Genomic DNA, 18288 nt, shown 5'->3' on the forward strand with positions numbered 1-18288 from the left:
TGGTCACCCCGTTACATCGGCGAGAGGTTAAGGAAGAAGCGTTGCAGCCAGCCCATATTCTGCGCTTCATTGATATAGCCGTTGCCGACATATTCGATGCGCGCATCCGCCACCTGGGTGGACGGAACGGAGTTGCTGCCGCTGATGGTGCGTGGGTTCACGACCCCCGAGAAGCGGATAAACTCAGTGCCCTGGTTAATGGCGATCTGTTTTTCACCCACGACGTGTAAGTTACCGTTGGCTAATACCTGGTCAACCGTTACGGTCAGCGTTCCGCTGAAGGTGTTGCTGGCGTTAGCCCCACCCTTACCGTTAAAGCTGTTGCTGCCGGAGGCATCGACATCCGCACGGGCGTTGCCGAACAGGCCTTCTAAGTAGCGCGGCGCAGTCCCGACGCCGAAATTGGTTTTGCCGTCGCGGCTGGCGTTGGCCGACGAGCTTTTACTGGCGCTGACGTTCTCTTGCAGCACGATGGTCAGCGTATCGCCTACGTTACGCGGTCTGCGATCCTCAAACAGCGGCTGATAGCCGTAGTTGATCGGCTGGGCAGTCTGAAAAATGGAGCCGTTGACAATGGGCTGCGGGCCTGGCGTAGGCTGCGCGGTGGTTGCGCCCTGCACCAGCGGCGTCGAGGGGATCCAGGCACACCCGTTCAGGGTGAGTGCCACCAAAGCCATAAGCGGATAACGAAACGCGGCGGATTTATGCATTGCTTTCATCTTCGAAATCAGGGGCCCGGCGCGGCGATGACCACCGCGCCGGAGCGCGCCTTAGAGTTGCGTCAGTTTTTGCAGCATCTGATCGGTAGTCGATACGGCTTTACTGTTAATTTCGTAAGCGCGCTGAACCTGGATCATATTCACCAGCTCTTCAGCCACGTTCACGTTAGAGGTTTCAACATACCCCTGGTAGAGCAGCCCCGCACCGTTCAGGCCGGGCGTCGTATCGTTCGGCGCGCCGGAGGACTGGGTCTCGGTGTAGAGGTTCTCACCGATGCTTTCCAGACCGGTATCGTTCATAAAGGTGGTCAGGTTCAGCTGCCCCACCTGCACCGGCGCGGCCTGCCCCTGCTGGGTCACGCTCACCACGCCGTCACGGCCGATGGTGATGCTCAGGGAGTTTGCCGGAATGGTAATGGCTGGCTGCACCTGGAAACCGCCTGCGGTGACCAGCTGGCCGTTCTGATCCACCTGGAAAGAACCGTCGCGGGTATAGGCGGCGGTACCGTCCGGCAGCATCACCTGGAAGAAGCCCTGGCCTTTAATCGCCACGTCTTTGCTGTTGTTGGTCTGGGAAAGGTTACCCTGGCTGTGCAGGCGCTCGGTAGCCACCGGACGCACGCCGGTACCAATCTGCAGGCCTGACGGCAGCGTGGTCTGCTCGGAAGACTGCGCGCCTGGCTGGCGAACGGTCTGGTAGAGCAGATCTTCAAAGACTGCGCGCTGACGCTTAAAACCGTTGGTGCTGACGTTCGCCAGGTTGTTGGCGATGACGTCCATATTGGTTTGCTGGGCGTCGAGGCCGGTCTTGGCAATCCATAAGGAGTTGATCATAAATAGTCCTGTATTAGCTCATCGACAGCAGTGAGTTAGCACGCTGCTCATTTTCATCAACGCTGCTGATGACCTTCATCTGCATCTCAAAGCGACGCGCGCTGGCGATCATATCGGTCATCGCTTCAACTGGCTTCACGTTGCTCCCCTCCAGCACGCCCGACATCACGCGGATGGTGGGATCGGCCTGCAGGGTTGCGCCCCGGGTAGCCTGGGTGGCCTGGCTGAGACGGAACATGCCGTCATCGCCACGCACCACTTCAGCAGCGGTTGCCTTGACCAGCTTCAGCTTGCCGATTGGCGATACCGTATTGGGCGGATCTCCCGGGGTGAGCGCCGAGATGGTGCCGTCCGCTGCGATGGTGATCTCCGCCCCTTCCGGCACGGCAATCGGACCTGCGTCGCCCATCACCGGGTTACCCTGAATGGTCAGCTGACCCGTCGGGCTGACCTGCATGTTACCGTTGCGGGTATAGCCCTCGGTACCGTCCGGCGTCTGTACCGCCAGCCAGCCGTCCTGTTGCAGCGCAACGTCCAGCGGGCGGGAAGTGTAATCCATCTGGCCAGGGGTCATATCCGCGCCGGGGGTAGACGCGGTTACCAGCGTGCGGGTAGGCAGCGACAGGCCCTCTACCGGCACGGCGCGCAGCGCGTTGAGCTGCGCACGAAAGCCTGGCGTGGAGGCGTTCGCGAGGTTGCTGGCCGTAACCGCCTGCTGGTTGAGCGTCTGGCTGGCCGCGCCCATCGCGGTATATATTGCGTGATCCATGAAGCCGTCCCGTCAGGCGCTTAGCGCAGGTTAACCAGGGTGTTGAGGATCTGATCCTGGGTTTTGATGGTCTGCGCGTTCGACTGGTAGTTACGCTGCGCGACGATCATATTGACCAGCTCTTTACTCAGATCGGTGTTAGAGGCTTCCAGCGCGCCGTTGGTCAGGGTACCGAAGTTACCGGTGCCTGCGGTGCCGAGCAGCGCCACGCCGGAGGACTGGGTTGCCGACCAGACGTTATCGCCTTCGGACGCCAGGCCTTCGTTGTTCGCGAAGTTAGCCAGCACGATCTGGCCCAGCAGCTGGTTCTGCTCGTTGGAGTAGTTACCCACTACGGTGCCGTCGTCGTTGATCTGATAGCTCACCAGGTCACCCGGCTTGTAGCCGTTCTGGCTGGTAGCCACGATGTTGTTCGCGCCGGTGTTCTGCTGCATGGAGTTCAGGAAGCTCAGGCTAAAGGACGCCGGATCCGCGCCTGGGATGGTCGCCGTCGTCACGTTAGCGGTACCACCGGAGGTCAGCATCCCGGTCTCGCTGAAGCCCAGAGTGGTGGAAAGCGTCGCGGCGCTGTTCGCCACGCTGCTGTCCTGGGTGTAGACATTCCAGGTGTTGCTGGTTCCACTCTTCACGAAATAGACGTTCATGTCGTGGGAGTTACCCTGGCTGTCAAAGACGGTAACCGAGCCTTTTTTGTTATAGCTGTCGGCGTTAGTCGGATCGAAAGCCACGGTCGGCGCAGCGTCAGTGGAGTTCAGGTTGATCTGCATCGCGGCGGTAGTGGTGGTTTTCGCCGCCATCAGGGTGTTCGGGATGGAGATCGCCGTCGGGTTTGCGCCCTGCTGAATGGTCGGCGGGGTGCCGGTGGCCGGGAAGCCGGTCAGCTGCAGACCCTGCATGTTAACGATGTTGCGGTTTTCATCCAGCTTGAACTGGCCGTTGCGGCTGTAGTACACCGAGCCGCTATTATCGACCAGACGGAAGAAACCGTTCTGGCTGATAGCAACGTCCAGGCCACGACCGGTGTTGGTGGTCGTGCCGTCGGTGAAGTCCTGGGTAATACCCGCAACCTTCACGCCAAGACCGACTTTAGAACCGGCAAACATATCGGCGAAGGACGCGGTGCCAGATTTAAAGCCATAGGTGGCGGAGTTGGCGATGTTGTTACCAATGACATCGAGGTTGGTGGCCGCAGCATTCAGGCCGCTGACCGCTTGTGAGAAGGCCATGACTTACTCCTGATAAGTGTAAAGGCTTATATAATCTGCCGTACTTCGTCGAGGGTGGTGGTACCGTAGGTACCCAAATCTAAGGTGTTACCGGTGCTGCCTTTGGTAATGCCCTGCACCAGCGCAAACTGCAGCGGCTGGGCCACCAGCTGGGTGGATCCGCTGCTGGCGCTGATGGAAACGGTATAGGCGCTGTCCGGGGCAGCAGTGCCGTCGGTCATCTTGCCGTCCCAGCTAAAGGTGTGAACACCCGCGCTCAGGCCGCCAATATCGATGGTGCGAACCACCACGTTGTTTTTATCGGTGATGGTTGCGGTGACTTTATCCGCCGCCTGGGTCAGCTCAACGCCAAACGGCGTAGTGGTCTCGCTGCCCGCCAGCACGGTGGTGCCCGGGATCATCACCCCGTGGCCAATCAGCGTGCTCGCCTGCAGCGACTGGCTGTTGTCGATCTGACCAGAGATAGCGCCCAGGGTGGTATTGAGCTTCTCAATGCCGCTGACGGTGTTGATCTGCGCCAGCTGGGTGGTCAGCTCGTTGTTCTCCATCGGATTGGTGGGATCCTGGTTTTTGAGCTGGGCAACCAGCAGCGTTAAGAAGCTGCTCTGCAGATCCGTTGCGCTACTGCCGGCCGCTGCGCTGGTAGCTGTCGAGGTAGCGGTAGTGCTGGTAGTGTCGTTGAGATTTACAGCGATAGACATGCGACTCTCCTTTACGAGCCAAGCGTGAGCGTTTTCAGCATCATGCTTTTCACGGTGTTAAGTACTTCAACGTTGGCCTGGTAGCTGCGCGAGGCGGACATGGAGTTAACCATCTCACCGACGACGTCCACGTTGGGCATCCGCACGTAGCCTTTCGCATCGGCAAGCGGGTTGCCTGGCTCAAAGACCAGCTTGTCCGGAGCCTGGCTCTCAATGACATTGGCGACCTTGACGCCGCCGGTGGCCGCGCCTGGCGCCGCGTTCACCTGAAACACGACCTGCTTAGCGCGGTAGGGCTGGCCGTCTGGCCCGGTGACGCTGTCGGCGTTCGCCAGGTTACTGGCTGCCACGTTTAGCCGCTGGGACTGCGCAGTCAGCGCCGAGCCGGCGATATCAAAAATGTTCAGTAGTGCCATCTATTAATTCCCCCCCTGCAGCACGCTCATCATGCCTTTAATCTGTCCACCCAGAACGTTCAGCCCGGTCTGGTATTGCAGGCTGTTATCGGCAAACTGGGTACGCTCCCGGTCCATATCGACGGTGTTACCGTCCAGCGATGGCTGATCGGGAATGCGATAAAGCAGTTCAGTAGACGGTGCGGCGATGGTCTGGGCAGGAATATGGCGGGCAGAGGTCAGCGCCAGCGATACCCCGCTGGTTTCGGCCCGGCCGCGCTCCATCACTTTTTTAAGTTCGCTGGCAAAATCCATATCGCGCGCCTGATACCCCGGGGTATCGGCGTTAGCAATATTGGCGGCCAGAACTTCCTGGCGCTGGGCGCGCAGGTTTAATGCTTCTTGCTGAAATCGTAGCGCGGCATCGAGTTTATCGAGCATGTCTCCCCCGCTGATGACGTTACGCTGATGAGAAAATGACAGATGACAGCTTAAAGGGCATGAGGCACGCCTTATCGTTGGAATAAACGCAAAATGCGTCGCTATTTATTGCGTTGATAGATCGGCGCTACGGGTAAAATCCCCTCACTTGTTAATCCAGGCAGGAGCTAACCATGCACGGTGTGAAAAGCGTATGCGCCGCAATTTTGCTGTTTGCCAGTCCCCTGGCAGCGGCGCAGGATCTCACCGCCCAGCTGACCACCTTTTTTGCCCAACGGCTGGCGGGCTTTAGCGATGAGGTCGCCGTTACGCTGCGAACCCCGGCAAATCTGCTGCCTGCCTGTGAGCAACCCGCGCTGAGCGTTGCGGGTAGCGCGAAGCTGTGGGGCAACGTTAACGTGCTGGCCCAGTGCGCCAATGAGAAACGCTATCTGCAGGTGACGGTAGCGGCGACCGGAAACTACGTGGTCGCCGCCCAGGCGATTACCCGTGGCAGCACGCTGGAGCCGGGCAGCGTGACCCTGAAGCGCGGCCGTCTGGATCGTCTCCCGCCGCGCACCATGCTGGACATTAACCAGGCTCAGGATGCGGTAAGCCTGCGCGATGTCGCCCCAGGCCAGGCGATTCAGCTCTCCATGCTGCGCCAATCGTGGCGGGTTAAGGCCGGTGAGCGTGTACAGGTGATCGCCAGCGGCGATGGCTTTAGCGTAAACGGTGAAGGTAAGGCGCTGAACAATGCCTCGGTGGCGCAAAATGCCCGCGTGCGCATGGCGTCAGGCCAGGTGGTAAGCGGCACGGTAGCGCCTGATGGGAATATTCTTATTAATCTGTAATCTTTTTAAAGATTTTGCGGCCCTTGCCGATAATTAAGCAATATATGATGATGGCAAGCCCTAACGCCGCGAACCCTCGATGAGGACAACACTATGAGCATTGATCGTACATCGCCTTTAAAGTCGGTTAGCACTGTTCAGCCGCGCGAAACCAACGACACTCAGACTCCAAAAACGCGTCTGGAAAAATCCGCTACGGCGAATAGCACCAGCGTCACTATTAGCAATGCGCAGACCAAACTGACCCAGGCGGGCAGCGACGATATTAACATGGAGCGCGTGGAAGCACTGAAAACCGCGATCCGCAACGGCGAGCTGAAAATGGATACCGGCAAAATTGCCGACGCCCTGATTAGCGAAGCGCAGAGTTTCCTACAGAGTAAGTGAGCGTATGAGCAAACTGTCAGAAGTTCTTGATCAAATGACAGTTATCCTGAACGCGCTGAAAGGCGTGATGGATGCTGAGCAACAACACCTTTCGGCGGGCCAGATTAACGGCAGCGCGCTACAGCGTATCACCGAAGAGAAGAGTTCGTTGCTCGCCTCGCTGGACTATCTTGAACAGCAGCGTCGTGCCGAACAGAATATGGAGCAGAGCGCAAACGATGATATCGCAGGCCGCTGGCTGACGATTACCAAAAAAACGCAGCACCTGCGTGAGCTAAACCAGCACAACGGCTGGCTGCTGGAAGATCAGATCCAGCGCAACCGACAGGCACTGGAGGTGTTAAAACCGCATCAGGAGCCTGCCCTTTACGGCGCGAATGGCCAGACTTCGGTATCCCACCGCGGCGGCAAGAAAATCTCCATCTGACCTCTTATCGTTCAGGCCCGGGCATCGCTGCCCGGGCCTGAACCGTTTTACGCCGTCCGGCGCGCAAACTCCTTCACTTTAAAGCCCAGCAGCGCCAGCGTGGCGAAGTAGGCTATGGCTCCCACCGCCACCACCGCCATCAGGCGCAGCAAACGCCAGGCCATCGTTCCCTGCGACCACTCCGGCATCACCGAGAGCACACCCAGCAGCGCTGCGGCCATCACCACCACAGCAATCACCAGACGCAGCAGAAAACGCTGCCAGCCCGGCTGCGGGGTAAAGATTTTCTGCTTGCGCAGCTGCCAGTAGAGCAGGCTGGCGTTGAGGCAGGCGGCCAGACCAATGGACAGCGACAGCCCGGCATGTTTGAGCGGGCCGATAAAGGCCAGGTTCATCAGCTGGGTCATAATCAGCGTGACGATAGCGATCTTGACCGGGGTTTTAATGTCCTGCCGCGAGTAGAACCCTGGCGCCAGCACTTTCACCACAATTAACCCCATCAGCCCCACGGAGTAGGCGATCAACGCCCGCTGGGTCATCATCGCGTCAAAGGCGGTGAACTTGCCGTACTGGAACAGCGAGACCGTTAGCGGTTTGGCGAGGATCCCCAGCGCCACGGCGCTCGGCAACGCCAGCAGGAAGCAGAGGCGCAGGCCCCAGTCCATCAGGCGGCAGTACTCGTCGTGGTTGCCGCTGGCGAAGCTGCGGGAGAGCGACGGCAGCAGGATGGTGCCCAGCGCCACGCCCAGCACGCCGGAGGGAAACTCCATCAGGCGGTCAGCGTAGTACATCCACGAGACCGAGCCGGAGACGAGGAACGAGGCGAAAATGGTGTTGATGATCAGTGAGATTTGGCTGACCGAGACGCCAAGAATAGCCGGGCCCATCTGCTTGACGACGCGGATCGCTCCTGCATCGCGAAAGCTGATGCGCGGCAATACCAGCATGCCGATCTTTTTGAGATGTGGCAGCTGATAGAAGAGCTGTAGGACGCCGCCGACGGTGACTGCCCAGGCCAGCGCCAGCACCGGCGGGTTAAACAGCGGAGCGGCAAAGAGCGCAAAGCCAATCATGCTGACGTTTAACAGGGTTGGCGCAAAGGCCGGCACCGAGAAGCGGTTCCAGGTGTTAAGGATCGCCCCCACCAGCGAGGCCAGCGAAATCAGCAGAATGTAGGGAAAGGTGATCTTCAGCAGCTGGGTGGTGAGCACAAACTTGTCGGCGGTATCGGCAAAGCCCGGCGCGGTGACCATGATCACCCAGGGCGCGGCCAGCATCCCGGCGATGGTGACGATGGCCAGCACCAGCGTCAACAGACCGGAAACGTAGGCGACAAAGACGCGGGTAGCCTCTTCGCCCTGCTTGCTTTTGTACTCGGCCAGAATTGGCACGAAGGCCTGGGAGAACGCGCCTTCCGCAAAGATGCGGCGCAGCAGGTTAGGGAGCTTAAACGCCACAAAGAAGGCGTCGGTTGCCATCCCTGCGCCAAACACCCTTGCCACAATGGCGTCGCGAGCAAACCCCAGCACGCGGGAAAAGAGAGTCATCGAGCTGACCGCAGCCAGCGATTTTAATAAATTCATTACTGTATTAATCCGAAACCCTGCGGCAAAACGCCTGCATAGCAGGCGTTAGAAGAAGCGCTTAGTCTACCTGGATTGCAATGAAATACTACATCCAGATGTTACAGTGAATTATTCAGCCATCGCCTCGCGCCAGAGCCTGTTAATGACGCGCTGGGCCAGCACCGCCTGCTCGCCGGAGGTTTCAGGCGCAGTCTGATTTTTCACGCAGGTGATAAAGTGCTGGGCGCAGCCCACGAAGCCGCGCTGCTCAAGGGTACTCTGCCAGCCGGGAATGGGACGCAGCGAAATGCCGCTGCCCTGCTCTTCCCGCCACTCACGCATGTCGGTCACGTCATACAGGCCGCCGTCGGTTACCGCCTGCACCCACTCGCGCTGGCTGCCCGCCCGGCGATGCATGCTGGTGGTGATTTGCAGGGCGTCATGACTAAAGTGATGCTCGGCGTAGATCATCGCCCCGTCGTCGTTGGTGAGCAGCGTGCCACCGTTGAGCTGTCCTTCGCCGCCTGCCAGCCACAGGGCGGTGTCTACCACGTGGAGGTAGTCATCCAGCAGCGTGAAGCGCAGATCCTGCGGGCCGACGCTGTCGCTGCGGTGCTTGTCCATGCGCAGCGATGCCCCGTTTGCCAGCCGGGTTTTCAGATCGCGGTAGAGCGGCGCGAAGCGGCGGTTAAAGCCGACCATCAGGATCAGATTTTTGCGCGCGGCCAGCGCCACCAGCCGCTCGGCGTCGGCAAGATCCTCCGCCAGCGGCTTATCGACGCAGACGTGTACCCCCGCGTTCAGCAGCTCGCTCACCACCGCATAGTGCGAGGCGGTAGAGGTGTGGACAAATACCGCATCGCACTGGGCGGCTAGCTCCGGCAGCGACCCGGCATAGGGCACCCGCCAGCGCTGGCAAATAGCTAACGCTTTCTCCCGCGACGGCGACCAGGCGGCCTGAAGCGTCCAGTCAGTGGCCGCCCCCAGTACCGGCAGCCAGGCCTTCTGGGCAATGCCGCCCAGCCCTACCACGCCTATACGTAACTGTGTCATGGTTAATCTCCCAGGTGTGCCAGCAGTGAATCGAGACGCTGCTTCAGTTCAGCGACTTCGCTCTCCAGCGCCGTTACTCGCGCAGCAAGATCCTCTGGCTGTGGCGCTTCGCTCGCTGCGGCTGTTGCCTCCGGAACCGATTCGCCGCTAAACAGGTGCATATAGCGGCTTTCTCGCTTGCCCGGCTCGCGCGGCAGACGGACCACAAAGGGACCATCCTCCCGACTTGCCAGCGTTTCTAAGGTCTGTTCAACTTCCGGCACGTCGGCAAACTCATGCATTCTCGCCGCCCGCGTTCGCAGTTCGCCCGGCGTCTGAGCGCCCCGCAGCAGCAGCGTGGTGATGAGCGCCGTCTCGCCGCTGCTGAGCCTGAGGTTACCAAACTCAGAGTTGCAGAAGCGCTGCTCATATTTCGTTACCCGGTTGCCAAAGCCGCTGACGTTGCGCAGGTAGTGGCGCTTGACCAGCGTGTCGAGGAGATCCTGTACCTCAGCGTCGTCCAGCGACATCACGGGCTCACGGTTGGTTTTCTGGTTGCAGGCGCTGACTACCGCATTCAGGGAGAGGGGGTACTGCTCCGGGGTGGTTACCTGCTTCTCCAGCAGGCAGCCGATAATCCGCGCTTCGGCGGGGCTTAACAGGATTTTCATCTTATTATTTCCTTAGTTGCGGCCTGCGGTCCATTCCTGCGTTGTCAACGCCGTCAGCACATGATCGCGCCACTGCCCATCAATCAGCAGATAGGCTTTGGCATAGCCCTCTTTTTCAAAGCCCAGCCGTGCCAGCAGGCCGCCGCTGCGCTGGTTGTGGGGCATGTAATTAGCCATGATGCGGTGAATATGCTGGGTGCGCTGCATATAGCGGATGGCGGCGGTCAGCGCCTCAAACATCAGCCCCTGCCCCTGCCACTTCTGCCCGATAGAGTAGCCCAGGTAGCAAGCGTGAAACGAGCCGCGTACCACGTTAGAGAAGTTAGCTACGCCCATGATCTCTTTCTCTTCAGGATCGAGCAGCGCAAAGTAGAAGGCACTTCCCTGCTTATGAAATTCGTTAATCATGCTGAGACGCGCCTGCCAGCCGGACGGATAGCAGTGGCTCTCATCACGAATGGGTTCCCAGGGTTTTAAAAACTGGCGGTTTTCTGCGTAGTAGTCCGCCAGACGCCATGCATCGCGCTCGTGCACTAAACGCACCACCAGCCGGTCCGTCGTCAAGCGCGCTTTTGGAACGTTGTTACGATAGCCGAACATTAATCACCACTCCTGTCGAAACGTCTTATTACCCCTGCAGATAACTATACCTGTGGCACGCCACTATTACGATAAAGAGCATCAATCAAAGCGTTGCTTTGATAAAAAAATATCGTCGCCGTAACGGTGGGAAAATGGCCAGTAACAACGCAGAATAGCAGGGTAACTATTTTGACATTCCCGGGAGGGGAGATGTCCCGCGTATCGCAGGCCAGGCGCCTGGGTAAATATTTCCTGCTCATCGATAATATGCTGGTTGTGTTAGGTTTTTTCGTTGTCTTCCCGCTTATATCCATTCGCTTTGTTGATCAGCTTGGCTGGGCCGCCTTAATGGTGGGTATTGCCCTCGGCCTGCGGCAGCTTATCCAGCAGGGGCTGGGGATCTTCGGTGGCGCTATCGCGGATCGCTTCGGTGCCAAGCCGATGATCGTCACCGGCATGCTGATGCGAGCCGCCGGTTTCGCCACCATGGCGGTGGCGCAGGAGCCATGGCTGCTCTGGAGCTCGTGTATCCTCTCGGGCCTCGGCGGCACCCTGTTTGATCCGCCGCGTTCGGCGCTGGTGGTCAAGCTGATCCGCCCTCATCTGCGCGGACGCTTCTTCTCGCTGCTGATGATGCAGGACAGCGCCGGGGCGGTGATCGGCGCTCTGCTCGGCAGCTGGCTATTGCAGTATGATTTCCGCCTGGTGTGCGCCACCGGGGCGGTGATATTTGTCCTCTGCGCCGCTTTCAACGCCTGGCTGCTGCCGGCCTGGAAACTCTCAACGGTAAAAACACCGGTGCGGGAGGGGCTAAATCGCGTAATGCGCGATAAACGCTTCGTGACCTACGTGCTGACCCTAACCGGCTACTACATGCTGGCGGTGCAGGTGATGCTGATGCTGCCGATCATGGTTAACGACATTGCTGGCTCTCCGGCGGCGGTGAAGTGGATGTATGCCATTGAAGCGAGCCTGTCGCTGACGCTTCTCTACCCGCTTGCCCGCTGGAGCGAAAAACGCTTTCGCCTTGAGCAGCGCCTGATGGCTGGCCTGCTGTTTATGGCCCTCAGCCTGCTGCCGATTGGCATGGTCAGCTCGCTACAGCAGCTCTTTACATTAATTTGCACGTTCTACATCGGCTCGATTATTGCCGAACCGGCGCGCGAAACCCTGAGCGCCGAACTGGCGGATGCCCGGGCACGGGGCAGCTATATGGGCTTTAGCCGCCTCGGTCTCGCCTTCGGCGGTTTCCTTGGCTACGCGGGGGGTGGCTGGCTATTCGACGCCGGGAAAGCGTTCAGCCAGCCCGAGCTACCGTGGATGATGCTGTCGGCTATTGGCCTTGTCACTCTCTTTGCACTCTGGTGGCAGTTCAGCCCCAGAGATACCCAGACAGGCGTGCTCGAACCCGAGGCCTGATTTGAAAGGCGCTTTTTTCTCTTCCATACTGATGGTTACGGACAACCATCACCTGGAGGGGAAACGTGAAGCTCTATATTTACGATCACTGCCCGTACTGCCTTAAAGCCCGCATGATCTTCGGCCTGAAGAATCTGCCCGTAGAACTTAACGTATTGCTTAGCGATGATGAAGCCACGCCCACCCGCATGATTGGCCAGAAGATGGCGCCGATCCTGCAAAAAGATGACAGCCGCTACATGGCCGAGAGCCTGGACATCGTGAAGTATGTTGACCAGCTCGACGGCGAACCGCTGCTGACCGGCGCACGTAAGCCCGCCATTGAGACGTGGCTGCGTAAAGTTAACGAGTATACCAACCGCCTGCTGCTCCCCCGCTTTGCTAAAGCGCCATTTGATGAGTTTGCTACCCCTGAAGCGCGGGCTTATTTTACCAATAAGAAAGAGGCTGCTATCGGTGACTTTAGCGAGCATCTTGCCCATACCCCAGGACTAGTTAAAAAAATCAGTGACGATCTGCGCGATTTGGATAAGCACATTGTTCAGCCCAACGCGGTTAACGGTGAACTCTCCGAGGATGATATCCACCTCTTCCCACTGCTGCGTAACCTGACCATCGTGCCCGGTATCGTTTGGCCAACGCGCGTCGCCGACTATCGCGACAATATGGCCAAGCAGACGCAAATTAACCTCCTGTCATCTATCGCTATTTAACCTCAGGTCTGGCGGAAGCGCAGGTTTCCGCCACCGCTTTCAGCCTTTTCTGCTATTGCGTCTCCTGCTGGCACGCCAGACTGCTTTGTGTCACGATGGCACAATGGATGGCTTTTGAGGGATCCCATGAAGAAGATTTTATTTGCCGCCGCCCTTGTCGCAGGCGGCCTGCTGGCGGGCTGCAACCAGCTCACCCAGTACACCGTCAGCGAGCAAGAGATCAACCAGGCGCTGCAAAAACATAATAACTTCTCCCGCGACATTGGTTTGCCGGGGGTAGCGGATGCGCATATTGTGCTAAATAACCTGGTCAGCGCCATTGGCCGTGAGGAGCCGGACAAGGTTACCCTCTCCGGGGACGCCGGGCTGGATCTTAACTCGCTGTTTGGCAGCCAGCAGGCTACCGTCAAGCTAAAGCTCAAGGCGCTGCCGGTCTTCAATAAAGAGCAAGGGGCCATCTTTCTTCAGCAGATGGAGGTGGTAGACGCCTCGGTAATGCCGCAGAAAATGCAGCCGGTCGTACAGACCCTACTCCCCTATCTGAACCAGGCGCTGCAAAAATACTTTAATCAGCAGCCAGCCTACGTACTGAGCGAAGACAGCAGCAAAGGTGAAGCGCTGGCAAAAAAATATGCCAAAGGGCTAGAGATCAAAGCAGGCGAAATTGTTATTCCGTTTGTTAACTGACATGGCGGGCGCAGCGCGCGCCCAATTTTGTTATCCTCGCAGGAAAAGAGTGCAAACGAAAACGTTTACGCATATCCTTAGTGCCCGGCATAAAACCAGCCATAACTGATTTCACCTCAGCCGGAGCACTTTCATGACAGCACAACCCCAGGTTTTAAAAATTCGCCGCCCTGACGACTGGCACGTACATCTGCGCGACGGCGATATGTTAAAGACTGTCGTGCCCAACACCAGTGAAACCTATGGCCGCGCTATTGTGATGCCAAACCTGGCACCGCCGGTGACTACCGTTGATGCCGCTATCGCCTATCGCCAGCGTATTCTGGCTGCTGTTCCTGCCGGCCACGACTTCACCCCGCTGATGACCTGCTATCTTACCGACTCGCTGGATCCCAACGAGGTCGAGCGCGGCTTTAAAGAGGGCGTGTTCACCGCTGCCAAACTCTATCCGGCTAACGCTACCACCAACTCCAGCCACGGGGTCACCAGCATTGACGCTATTATGCCGGTGCTTGAGCGCATGCAGACCCTGGGCATGCCGCTGCTGGTACATGGCGAAGTGACCCACGCTGAGATCGATATTTTCGATCGCGAGGCACGCTTTATTGAAACGGTAATGGAGCCGCTGCGCCAGCGCCTGCCGGAGCTAAAAGTGGTGTTTGAGCACATCACGACTAAAGATGCAGCCGACTATGTGCGCGAGGGCAACGAGCGGCTGGCGGCCACCATTACCCCGCAGCATCTGATGTTCAACCGTAACCATATGCTGGTGGGCGGCGTGCGCCCTCACCTCTACTGCCTGCCGATCCTAAAGCGTAACATCCATCAGCAGGCGCTGCGCGAGCTGGTGGCCAGCGGCTTCGAGCGTGCCTTCCTCGGCACCGACTCCGCCCCACATACCCGCCTGCGTAAAGAGAGCAGCTGCGGCTGCGCAGGCTGTTTTAACGCCCCGACGGCGTTAGCCAGCTACGCCACCGTCTTTGAAGAGATGCACGCCCTGCAACACTTTGAAGCCTTCTGCTCACTTAACGGCCCGCGCTTCTATGGTCTGCCGGTCAACGAGGGTTACGTTGAGCTAGTGCGGGAAGAGGAGCAGGTGCCGGAAAGCATCGCCCTGAGCGATGACACCCTGATCCCTTTCCTGGCAGGTGAGCGCGTTAACTGGCGGATCCGCCGCTAAAAAATAGTCTGCCCCCTGTTGTAAGTTTGCTGTCTATACTGTATAAAAACACAGTACATCATTCAGGGGGCAATCATGCGTATCGAAGTGACCATCGCTAAAACAACACCCTTACCGCCGGGCGCGATTGACGCGCTGGCAAGCGAACTCTCCCGCCGTCTGCAGAGCGACTATCCCGATACCGAAGGCAAGGTGACCGTCCGCTATGCAGCCGCCAACAATCTGTCTGTTCTCGGCGGTGCTAAAGGGGATAAAGAACGCGTTAGCGAGATCCTTCAGCAAACCTGGGAGAGCGCTGACGACTGGTTTACGCAGGATTAATGGTTGTTTCCCTATTGTGCTTTTGCCGGGTCGCCCCGGCTTTTTTTCACTTTTAGGCATTATTCTGATGGTGCCGCTTATCTCCGTAATAAATAAGCTGTAATTTGGCGTTTTCTTGTTCAAAAAATTCTAAGAAAGTTCAGAAAAACTGACCCCTGTTTTTTTATTAGCGCAATCTGCTTAATTATTGATATACTTAAGTTGCTTCAATAAACACGCATTGAACCTCAAGAGTCGTTGTCTTTAAACACGCATTTAGGGGGTTAAAATGGTAAAAAATAATGAAGTCATTCAAACCCATCCGCTTGTAGGGTGGGACATCAGCACCGTGGACAGCTACGATGCGCTGATGCTGCGCTTGCACTACCAGACCCCAAATCATGCCGACCATGACGACACGGAGGTCGGACAGACTCTGTGGTTAACGACCGACGTTGCTCGTCAATTTATATCGATTTTAGAAGCCGGCATTGCCAAGATTGAATCTGGCGACTACCAGGAAAACGAGTACAAGCGGCATTAATGAATGCTCATTTTTCAACCACCAGGCACCCTTAGGGTGCCTTATTTATTTGTGGCTTGTATAACGTCGACGGGTTAATTACTCTCCTGAGCACAGTTTTTGCCAGGAGAGCCTTATGAAATACGATCTCATTATTATCGGCAGCGGTTCAGTCGGCGCGGCGGCGGGCTATTATGCCACCCGAGCGGGGCTAAAGGTGCTGATGACCGATGCCCATATGCCGCCCCACCAGCAGGGTAGCCACCATGGCGATACGCGGCTGATCCGCCACGCCTACGGCGAGGGCGAGAAGTATGTCCCGCTAGTGCTTAGAGCGCAGGCGCTATGGGAGCAGCTGGCAGCGGAGAGCGGTGAAGAGGTGTTTATCCGCAGCGGCGTGGTTAATCTTGGTCCCGCTAACTCTGATTTTTTGCGCAACGTTGCGCAGAGCGCTAAGCAGTTTAACCTTAACGTTGAGCAGCTCGACGCCACGGCGCTAATGGCCCGCTGGCCTGAATTTCGCGTGCCTGATGACTATATCGCCCTGTTTGAGGCTAACTCTGGCGTGTTGAAAAGCGAACTGGCGATAAAAACCTGGATCCGTCTCGCCCGGGAGGCTGGCTGCGCGCAGTTGTTTAATTGTCCGGTAACGGCCATCCATCACCATGATGATGGCGTGACCATTGAGACGGCCGACGGTGAGTATCGGGGCGCGAAGCTGCTGGTGAGCGCCGGAACCTGGGTGAAGCAGCTACTCTCCTCTTTACCTGTTCAGCCTGTACGTAAGGTGTTTGCCTGGTATCAGGCCGATGGCCGCTACAGTCGCAAAAACAACTTCCCGGCCTTTACCGGTGAGCTGGCTAACGGCGACCAATACTACGGTTTCCCGGCGGAAGATGATGCGCTTAAAATCGGCAGGCATAACGGTGGACAACCTATCAGCAGCGAGGATGAGCGCCTGCCATTTGGCCGCGTCGCTACCGATGGCTCTGAATGTTTCCCCTTCCTGCGTCAGTGCCTTCCCGGCATCGGCGGCTGTCTCTATGGCGCGGCCTGCACTTACGATAACTCGCCGGATGAGGACTTTATCATCGATACGCTGCCGGATAACGCCAGTACGCTGGTGGTTACCGGACTGAGCGGGCACGGCTTTAAATTTGCCTCCGTGCTGGGTGAAATTGCAGCCGACTTTGCGGCGGGTAAAACGTCAACGTTTGATTTAACCCCGTTTTCGCTACGGCGTTTCATGGCAGGATAAGAAAAAGGCCCCTTGCGGGCCTGTTCATGCTTATTGTCCATGGAGAGAACATGCGCTGGCTATTTACCTGGTTAACTGAAAACGTCCGTGAACATTTGATGGCCTATATTGTCTTCTGGTCGCTGCTGGCGTTAATTGATTTTATTTATATAATTTATGCCGGATAAGTTATATTGACAAAAGTTGACACTACTTTAATCAAACTTCATTTAAAGCAGTTTTTTTGAATGATAGTAAGCAGGCTAATTTGCCCACAACAGCAGTGACATAGCATAGCCTGTGGAATTAAGACGAAATCATTGACAATCCTAAGTCAAATCAATGCAAATAAATTGAATAAAATAAAATAGCGCTCTATTTTGTTATTTTTAAGTTGCATTAATATTTTTTGCAGGCCATTTTAAGTTAACTTTATATTTGAGTATGGTTAACTTTATGCAACTGCGTAATTCTGCTCGCCGCTATGGCGCGGTCTCTATTGCGTTACACTGGCTGATTGCGGTGGTGGTTTATGGCATGTTTGCCCTTGGCCTATGGATGGTGACTCTCAGCTACTATGACGGCTGGTATCATCAGGCTCCGGAGCTGCATAAAAGCATTGGCGTGCTGCTGATGATGGGCCTGGTGGTACGCCTGATCTGGCGTCATTTCTCACCGCCACCCAGGGCACTGGCCTCCTACTCACGCCTTACCCATGTCGCCGCCATTGGCGCGCATATCACCCTTTACGCCCTGCTGTTTGCCATTGTCATCAGCGGGTATCTGATCTCTACCGCCGACGGTAAGCCCATCAGCGTTTTTGGCCTGTTTGAGATCCCGGCGACGCTGGCCGACGCGGGCGCGCAGGCCGATCTGGCGGGCACCCTACATCTGTGGCTGGCATGGAGCGTGGTTATTCTCTCGGTCCTGCACGCTCTGGCAGCCCTTAAACACCATTTTATTGATAAAGACGACACCCTCAAACGAATGCTGGGTAAATCGTCCCCTGACTCTGGAGCATAAGATGAAGAAAAACCTGCTGGCATTAACCTTTGGTGCGCTGCTGTTCACAACCGGTTCTGCTGTAGCCGCTGACTACAAAATCGATAAAGAGGGCCAGCACGCCTTCGTTAACTTCCGTATTCAGCATCTGGGCTACAGCTGGCTCTACGGCACCTTCAAAGACTTCGACGGGACCTTTACCTTTGACGAACAAAATCCGGCTGCGGATAAGGTTAACGTCACCATCAACACCAACAGCGTCGATACCAACCACGCCGAGCGTGATAAACACCTGCGCAGCGCAGATTTCCTCAACGTAGCGAAATTTCCGCAGGCAACCTTTGCCTCAACCGGCGTGAAGAAAGATGGCGACGAGCTGGACATCACCGGTAATCTGACTCTGAACGGCGTCACTAAGCCGGTTACGCTGGAAGCGAAGCTGATTGGTCAGGGCGACGATCCGTGGGGCGGCGTTCGCGCTGGCTTTGAAGCAGAAGGTAAAATCAAGCTGAAGGACTTCAATATCAATACCGATCTGGGTCCGGCATCGCAGGAAGTGGATCTGATTATCTCTGTTGAAGGCGTGCGCCAGAAATAACGCCGCTTCGCAAATGGCCTGCCGGGTCTCCCCGGCAGGCTTGTAAC

At 57.2% G+C, this 18288-nt stretch carries 24 protein-coding genes; 13 read left to right on the forward strand and 11 right to left on the reverse strand.

Annotation, left to right across the window (positions count from 1 at the left end; translation table 11 throughout):
* Positions 1-11: 11 nt before the first annotated feature.
* From flgH to flgB, 7 genes are read right to left on the reverse strand one after another with little or no spacing between them, the layout of a single operon-like run.
* On the reverse strand, positions 12-710 hold the full coding sequence (gene flgH, locus RTN40_RS11470) for a flagellar basal body L-ring protein FlgH (RefSeq protein ID WP_312210770.1): 699 nt from the start codon (positions 708-710) through the stop codon (positions 12-14).
* A gap of 60 nt (positions 711-770) precedes the next feature.
* Complete coding sequence (gene flgG / locus RTN40_RS11475) at positions 771-1553, reverse strand: flagellar basal-body rod protein FlgG (protein WP_090459294.1); 783 nt, start codon at positions 1551-1553, stop codon at positions 771-773.
* A 13-nt stretch (positions 1554-1566) separates the two neighbouring features.
* Positions 1567-2322: a flagellar basal body rod protein FlgF gene (locus RTN40_RS11480; protein ID WP_312228568.1), complete on the reverse strand. Its 756-nt coding sequence runs from the start codon at positions 2320-2322 to the stop codon at positions 1567-1569.
* Positions 2323-2342: 20 nt separating this feature from the next.
* A complete protein-coding gene (gene flgE, locus RTN40_RS11485; RefSeq protein WP_312228569.1) occupies positions 2343-3548 on the reverse strand; it encodes a flagellar hook protein FlgE in 1206 nt (401 codons plus the stop codon).
* Positions 3549-3574: 26 nt separating this feature from the next.
* Entirely contained in the window at positions 3575-4249 is a 675-nt protein-coding gene (flgD, locus tag RTN40_RS11490; RefSeq protein ID WP_312228570.1) for a flagellar hook assembly protein FlgD, read from the reverse strand.
* A gap of 11 nt (positions 4250-4260) precedes the next feature.
* Positions 4261-4665 (reverse strand): flagellar basal body rod protein FlgC, encoded by a 405-nt coding sequence (flgC, locus tag RTN40_RS11495; protein ID WP_103821235.1) that lies wholly within the window; start codon positions 4663-4665, stop codon positions 4261-4263.
* A gap of 3 nt (positions 4666-4668) precedes the next feature.
* Positions 4669-5085 (reverse strand): flagellar basal body rod protein FlgB, encoded by a 417-nt coding sequence (flgB, locus tag RTN40_RS11500; protein WP_312228571.1) that lies wholly within the window; start codon positions 5083-5085, stop codon positions 4669-4671.
* Between the two features lie 173 nt (positions 5086-5258).
* Here flgB and flgA point away from each other — a divergent pair, with 173 nt between their 5' ends.
* The 3 genes from flgA to flgN all read left to right on the forward strand — a co-directional run bounded on the left by flgA (position 5259) and on the right by flgN (position 6732).
* The gene (flgA, locus tag RTN40_RS11505) at positions 5259-5918 is read left to right on the forward strand and encodes a flagellar basal body P-ring formation chaperone FlgA (protein WP_312228572.1); all 660 of its coding nucleotides are present in this window, start codon (positions 5259-5261) and stop codon (positions 5916-5918) included.
* A gap of 93 nt (positions 5919-6011) precedes the next feature.
* Entirely contained in the window at positions 6012-6305 is a 294-nt protein-coding gene (flgM, locus tag RTN40_RS11510) for a flagellar biosynthesis anti-sigma factor FlgM (protein ID WP_312228573.1), read from the forward strand.
* A gap of 4 nt (positions 6306-6309) precedes the next feature.
* The gene (gene flgN / locus RTN40_RS11515; RefSeq protein WP_312228574.1) at positions 6310-6732 is read left to right on the forward strand and encodes a flagella biosynthesis chaperone FlgN; all 423 of its coding nucleotides are present in this window, start codon (positions 6310-6312) and stop codon (positions 6730-6732) included.
* Between the two features lie 47 nt (positions 6733-6779).
* Here flgN and murJ read toward each other — a convergent pair whose 3' ends face one another.
* From murJ to rimJ, 4 genes are all read right to left on the reverse strand, one after another.
* Positions 6780-8315, reverse strand: a complete 1536-nt coding sequence (murJ, locus tag RTN40_RS11520) for a murein biosynthesis integral membrane protein MurJ (RefSeq protein ID WP_312228575.1) — start codon at positions 8313-8315, stop codon at positions 6780-6782.
* Positions 8316-8426: 111 nt separating this feature from the next.
* Positions 8427-9350: a Gfo/Idh/MocA family oxidoreductase gene (locus tag RTN40_RS11525; protein ID WP_312228576.1), complete on the reverse strand. Its 924-nt coding sequence runs from the start codon at positions 9348-9350 to the stop codon at positions 8427-8429.
* 2 nt (positions 9351-9352) lie between these two features.
* Positions 9353-10000: a YceH family protein gene (locus RTN40_RS11530; protein WP_312228577.1), complete on the reverse strand. Its 648-nt coding sequence runs from the start codon at positions 9998-10000 to the stop codon at positions 9353-9355.
* A 12-nt stretch (positions 10001-10012) separates the two neighbouring features.
* Entirely contained in the window at positions 10013-10600 is a 588-nt protein-coding gene (gene rimJ / locus RTN40_RS11535) for a ribosomal protein S5-alanine N-acetyltransferase (RefSeq protein ID WP_312228578.1), read from the reverse strand.
* Positions 10601-10792: 192 nt separating this feature from the next.
* On the opposite strand from rimJ, the gene mdtH reads away from it, so the two are divergent.
* From mdtH to RTN40_RS11585, 10 genes are all read left to right on the forward strand, one after another.
* Positions 10793-12001 carry a multidrug efflux MFS transporter MdtH gene (gene mdtH, locus RTN40_RS11540; protein ID WP_312228579.1) on the forward strand — a complete coding sequence of 403 codons (1209 nt, stop codon included), beginning with the start codon at positions 10793-10795 and terminating at the stop codon, positions 11999-12001.
* Positions 12002-12066: 65 nt separating this feature from the next.
* Positions 12067-12714 (forward strand): glutaredoxin 2, encoded by a 648-nt coding sequence (gene grxB, locus RTN40_RS11545; RefSeq protein ID WP_312228580.1) that lies wholly within the window; start codon positions 12067-12069, stop codon positions 12712-12714.
* 126 nt (positions 12715-12840) lie between these two features.
* The gene (locus RTN40_RS11550) at positions 12841-13401 is read left to right on the forward strand and encodes a lipoprotein (RefSeq protein WP_312228581.1); all 561 of its coding nucleotides are present in this window, start codon (positions 12841-12843) and stop codon (positions 13399-13401) included.
* Between the two features lie 133 nt (positions 13402-13534).
* Positions 13535-14581, forward strand: coding sequence for a dihydroorotase (gene pyrC, locus RTN40_RS11555; protein WP_312228582.1), 1047 nt, complete (start codon positions 13535-13537; stop codon positions 14579-14581).
* 75 nt (positions 14582-14656) lie between these two features.
* The gene (gene dinI, locus RTN40_RS11560) at positions 14657-14902 is read left to right on the forward strand and encodes a DNA damage-inducible protein I (RefSeq protein WP_042392697.1); all 246 of its coding nucleotides are present in this window, start codon (positions 14657-14659) and stop codon (positions 14900-14902) included.
* Positions 14903-15170: 268 nt separating this feature from the next.
* Positions 15171-15425 carry a biofilm formation regulator BssS gene (bssS, locus tag RTN40_RS11565; protein ID WP_312228583.1) on the forward strand — a complete coding sequence of 85 codons (255 nt, stop codon included), beginning with the start codon at positions 15171-15173 and terminating at the stop codon, positions 15423-15425.
* Positions 15426-15540: 115 nt separating this feature from the next.
* Positions 15541-16662 carry an N-methyl-L-tryptophan oxidase gene (solA, locus tag RTN40_RS11570; protein WP_312228584.1) on the forward strand — a complete coding sequence of 374 codons (1122 nt, stop codon included), beginning with the start codon at positions 15541-15543 and terminating at the stop codon, positions 16660-16662.
* Between the two features lie 50 nt (positions 16663-16712).
* The gene (locus RTN40_RS11575) at positions 16713-16829 is read left to right on the forward strand and encodes a DUF2770 family protein (protein ID WP_312228585.1); all 117 of its coding nucleotides are present in this window, start codon (positions 16713-16715) and stop codon (positions 16827-16829) included.
* Positions 16830-17097: 268 nt separating this feature from the next.
* Entirely contained in the window at positions 17098-17664 is a 567-nt protein-coding gene (locus RTN40_RS11580; protein ID WP_312228586.1) for a cytochrome b, read from the forward strand.
* A 1-nt stretch (position 17665) separates the two neighbouring features.
* Positions 17666-18241 carry a YceI family protein gene (locus RTN40_RS11585; RefSeq protein ID WP_238084310.1) on the forward strand — a complete coding sequence of 192 codons (576 nt, stop codon included), beginning with the start codon at positions 17666-17668 and terminating at the stop codon, positions 18239-18241.
* Positions 18242-18288 lie beyond the last annotated feature (47 nt).

The sequence above is a fragment of the Pseudescherichia sp. genome (genome assembly GCF_031987975.1).
In the GTDB taxonomy this organism is placed as follows: Bacteria; Pseudomonadota; Gammaproteobacteria; order Enterobacterales; family Enterobacteriaceae; genus Pseudescherichia.

Coding starts and splice junctions, on each gene's coding strand:
- flgH (WP_312210770.1), bottom strand. CDS start 710: ATGCATAAATCCGCCGCGTTTCGTTATCCGCTTATGGCTTTGGTGGCA.
- flgG (WP_090459294.1), bottom strand. CDS start 1,553: ATGATCAACTCCTTATGGATTGCCAAGACCGGCCTCGACGCCCAGCAA.
- RTN40_RS11480 (WP_312228568.1), bottom strand. CDS start 2,322: ATGGATCACGCAATATATACCGCGATGGGCGCGGCCAGCCAGACGCTC.
- flgE (WP_312228569.1), bottom strand. CDS start 3,548: ATGGCCTTCTCACAAGCGGTCAGCGGCCTGAATGCTGCGGCCACCAAC.
- flgD (WP_312228570.1), bottom strand. CDS start 4,249: ATGTCTATCGCTGTAAATCTCAACGACACTACCAGCACTACCGCTACC.
- flgC (WP_103821235.1), bottom strand. CDS start 4,665: ATGGCACTACTGAACATTTTTGATATCGCCGGCTCGGCGCTGACTGCG.
- flgB (WP_312228571.1), bottom strand. CDS start 5,085: ATGCTCGATAAACTCGATGCCGCGCTACGATTTCAGCAAGAAGCATTA.
- flgA (WP_312228572.1), top strand. CDS start 5,259: ATGCACGGTGTGAAAAGCGTATGCGCCGCAATTTTGCTGTTTGCCAGT.
- flgM (WP_312228573.1), top strand. CDS start 6,012: ATGAGCATTGATCGTACATCGCCTTTAAAGTCGGTTAGCACTGTTCAG.
- flgN (WP_312228574.1), top strand. CDS start 6,310: ATGAGCAAACTGTCAGAAGTTCTTGATCAAATGACAGTTATCCTGAAC.
- murJ (WP_312228575.1), bottom strand. CDS start 8,315: ATGAATTTATTAAAATCGCTGGCTGCGGTCAGCTCGATGACTCTCTTT.
- RTN40_RS11525 (WP_312228576.1), bottom strand. CDS start 9,350: ATGACACAGTTACGTATAGGCGTGGTAGGGCTGGGCGGCATTGCCCAG.
- RTN40_RS11530 (WP_312228577.1), bottom strand. CDS start 10,000: ATGAAAATCCTGTTAAGCCCCGCCGAAGCGCGGATTATCGGCTGCCTG.
- rimJ (WP_312228578.1), bottom strand. CDS start 10,600: ATGTTCGGCTATCGTAACAACGTTCCAAAAGCGCGCTTGACGACGGAC.
- mdtH (WP_312228579.1), top strand. CDS start 10,793: ATGTCCCGCGTATCGCAGGCCAGGCGCCTGGGTAAATATTTCCTGCTC.
- RTN40_RS11550 (WP_312228581.1), top strand. CDS start 12,841: ATGAAGAAGATTTTATTTGCCGCCGCCCTTGTCGCAGGCGGCCTGCTG.
- pyrC (WP_312228582.1), top strand. CDS start 13,535: ATGACAGCACAACCCCAGGTTTTAAAAATTCGCCGCCCTGACGACTGG.
- dinI (WP_042392697.1), top strand. CDS start 14,657: ATGCGTATCGAAGTGACCATCGCTAAAACAACACCCTTACCGCCGGGC.
- bssS (WP_312228583.1), top strand. CDS start 15,171: ATGGTAAAAAATAATGAAGTCATTCAAACCCATCCGCTTGTAGGGTGG.
- solA (WP_312228584.1), top strand. CDS start 15,541: ATGAAATACGATCTCATTATTATCGGCAGCGGTTCAGTCGGCGCGGCG.
- RTN40_RS11575 (WP_312228585.1), top strand. CDS start 16,713: ATGCGCTGGCTATTTACCTGGTTAACTGAAAACGTCCGTGAACATTTG.
- RTN40_RS11580 (WP_312228586.1), top strand. CDS start 17,098: ATGCAACTGCGTAATTCTGCTCGCCGCTATGGCGCGGTCTCTATTGCG.
- RTN40_RS11585 (WP_238084310.1), top strand. CDS start 17,666: ATGAAGAAAAACCTGCTGGCATTAACCTTTGGTGCGCTGCTGTTCACA.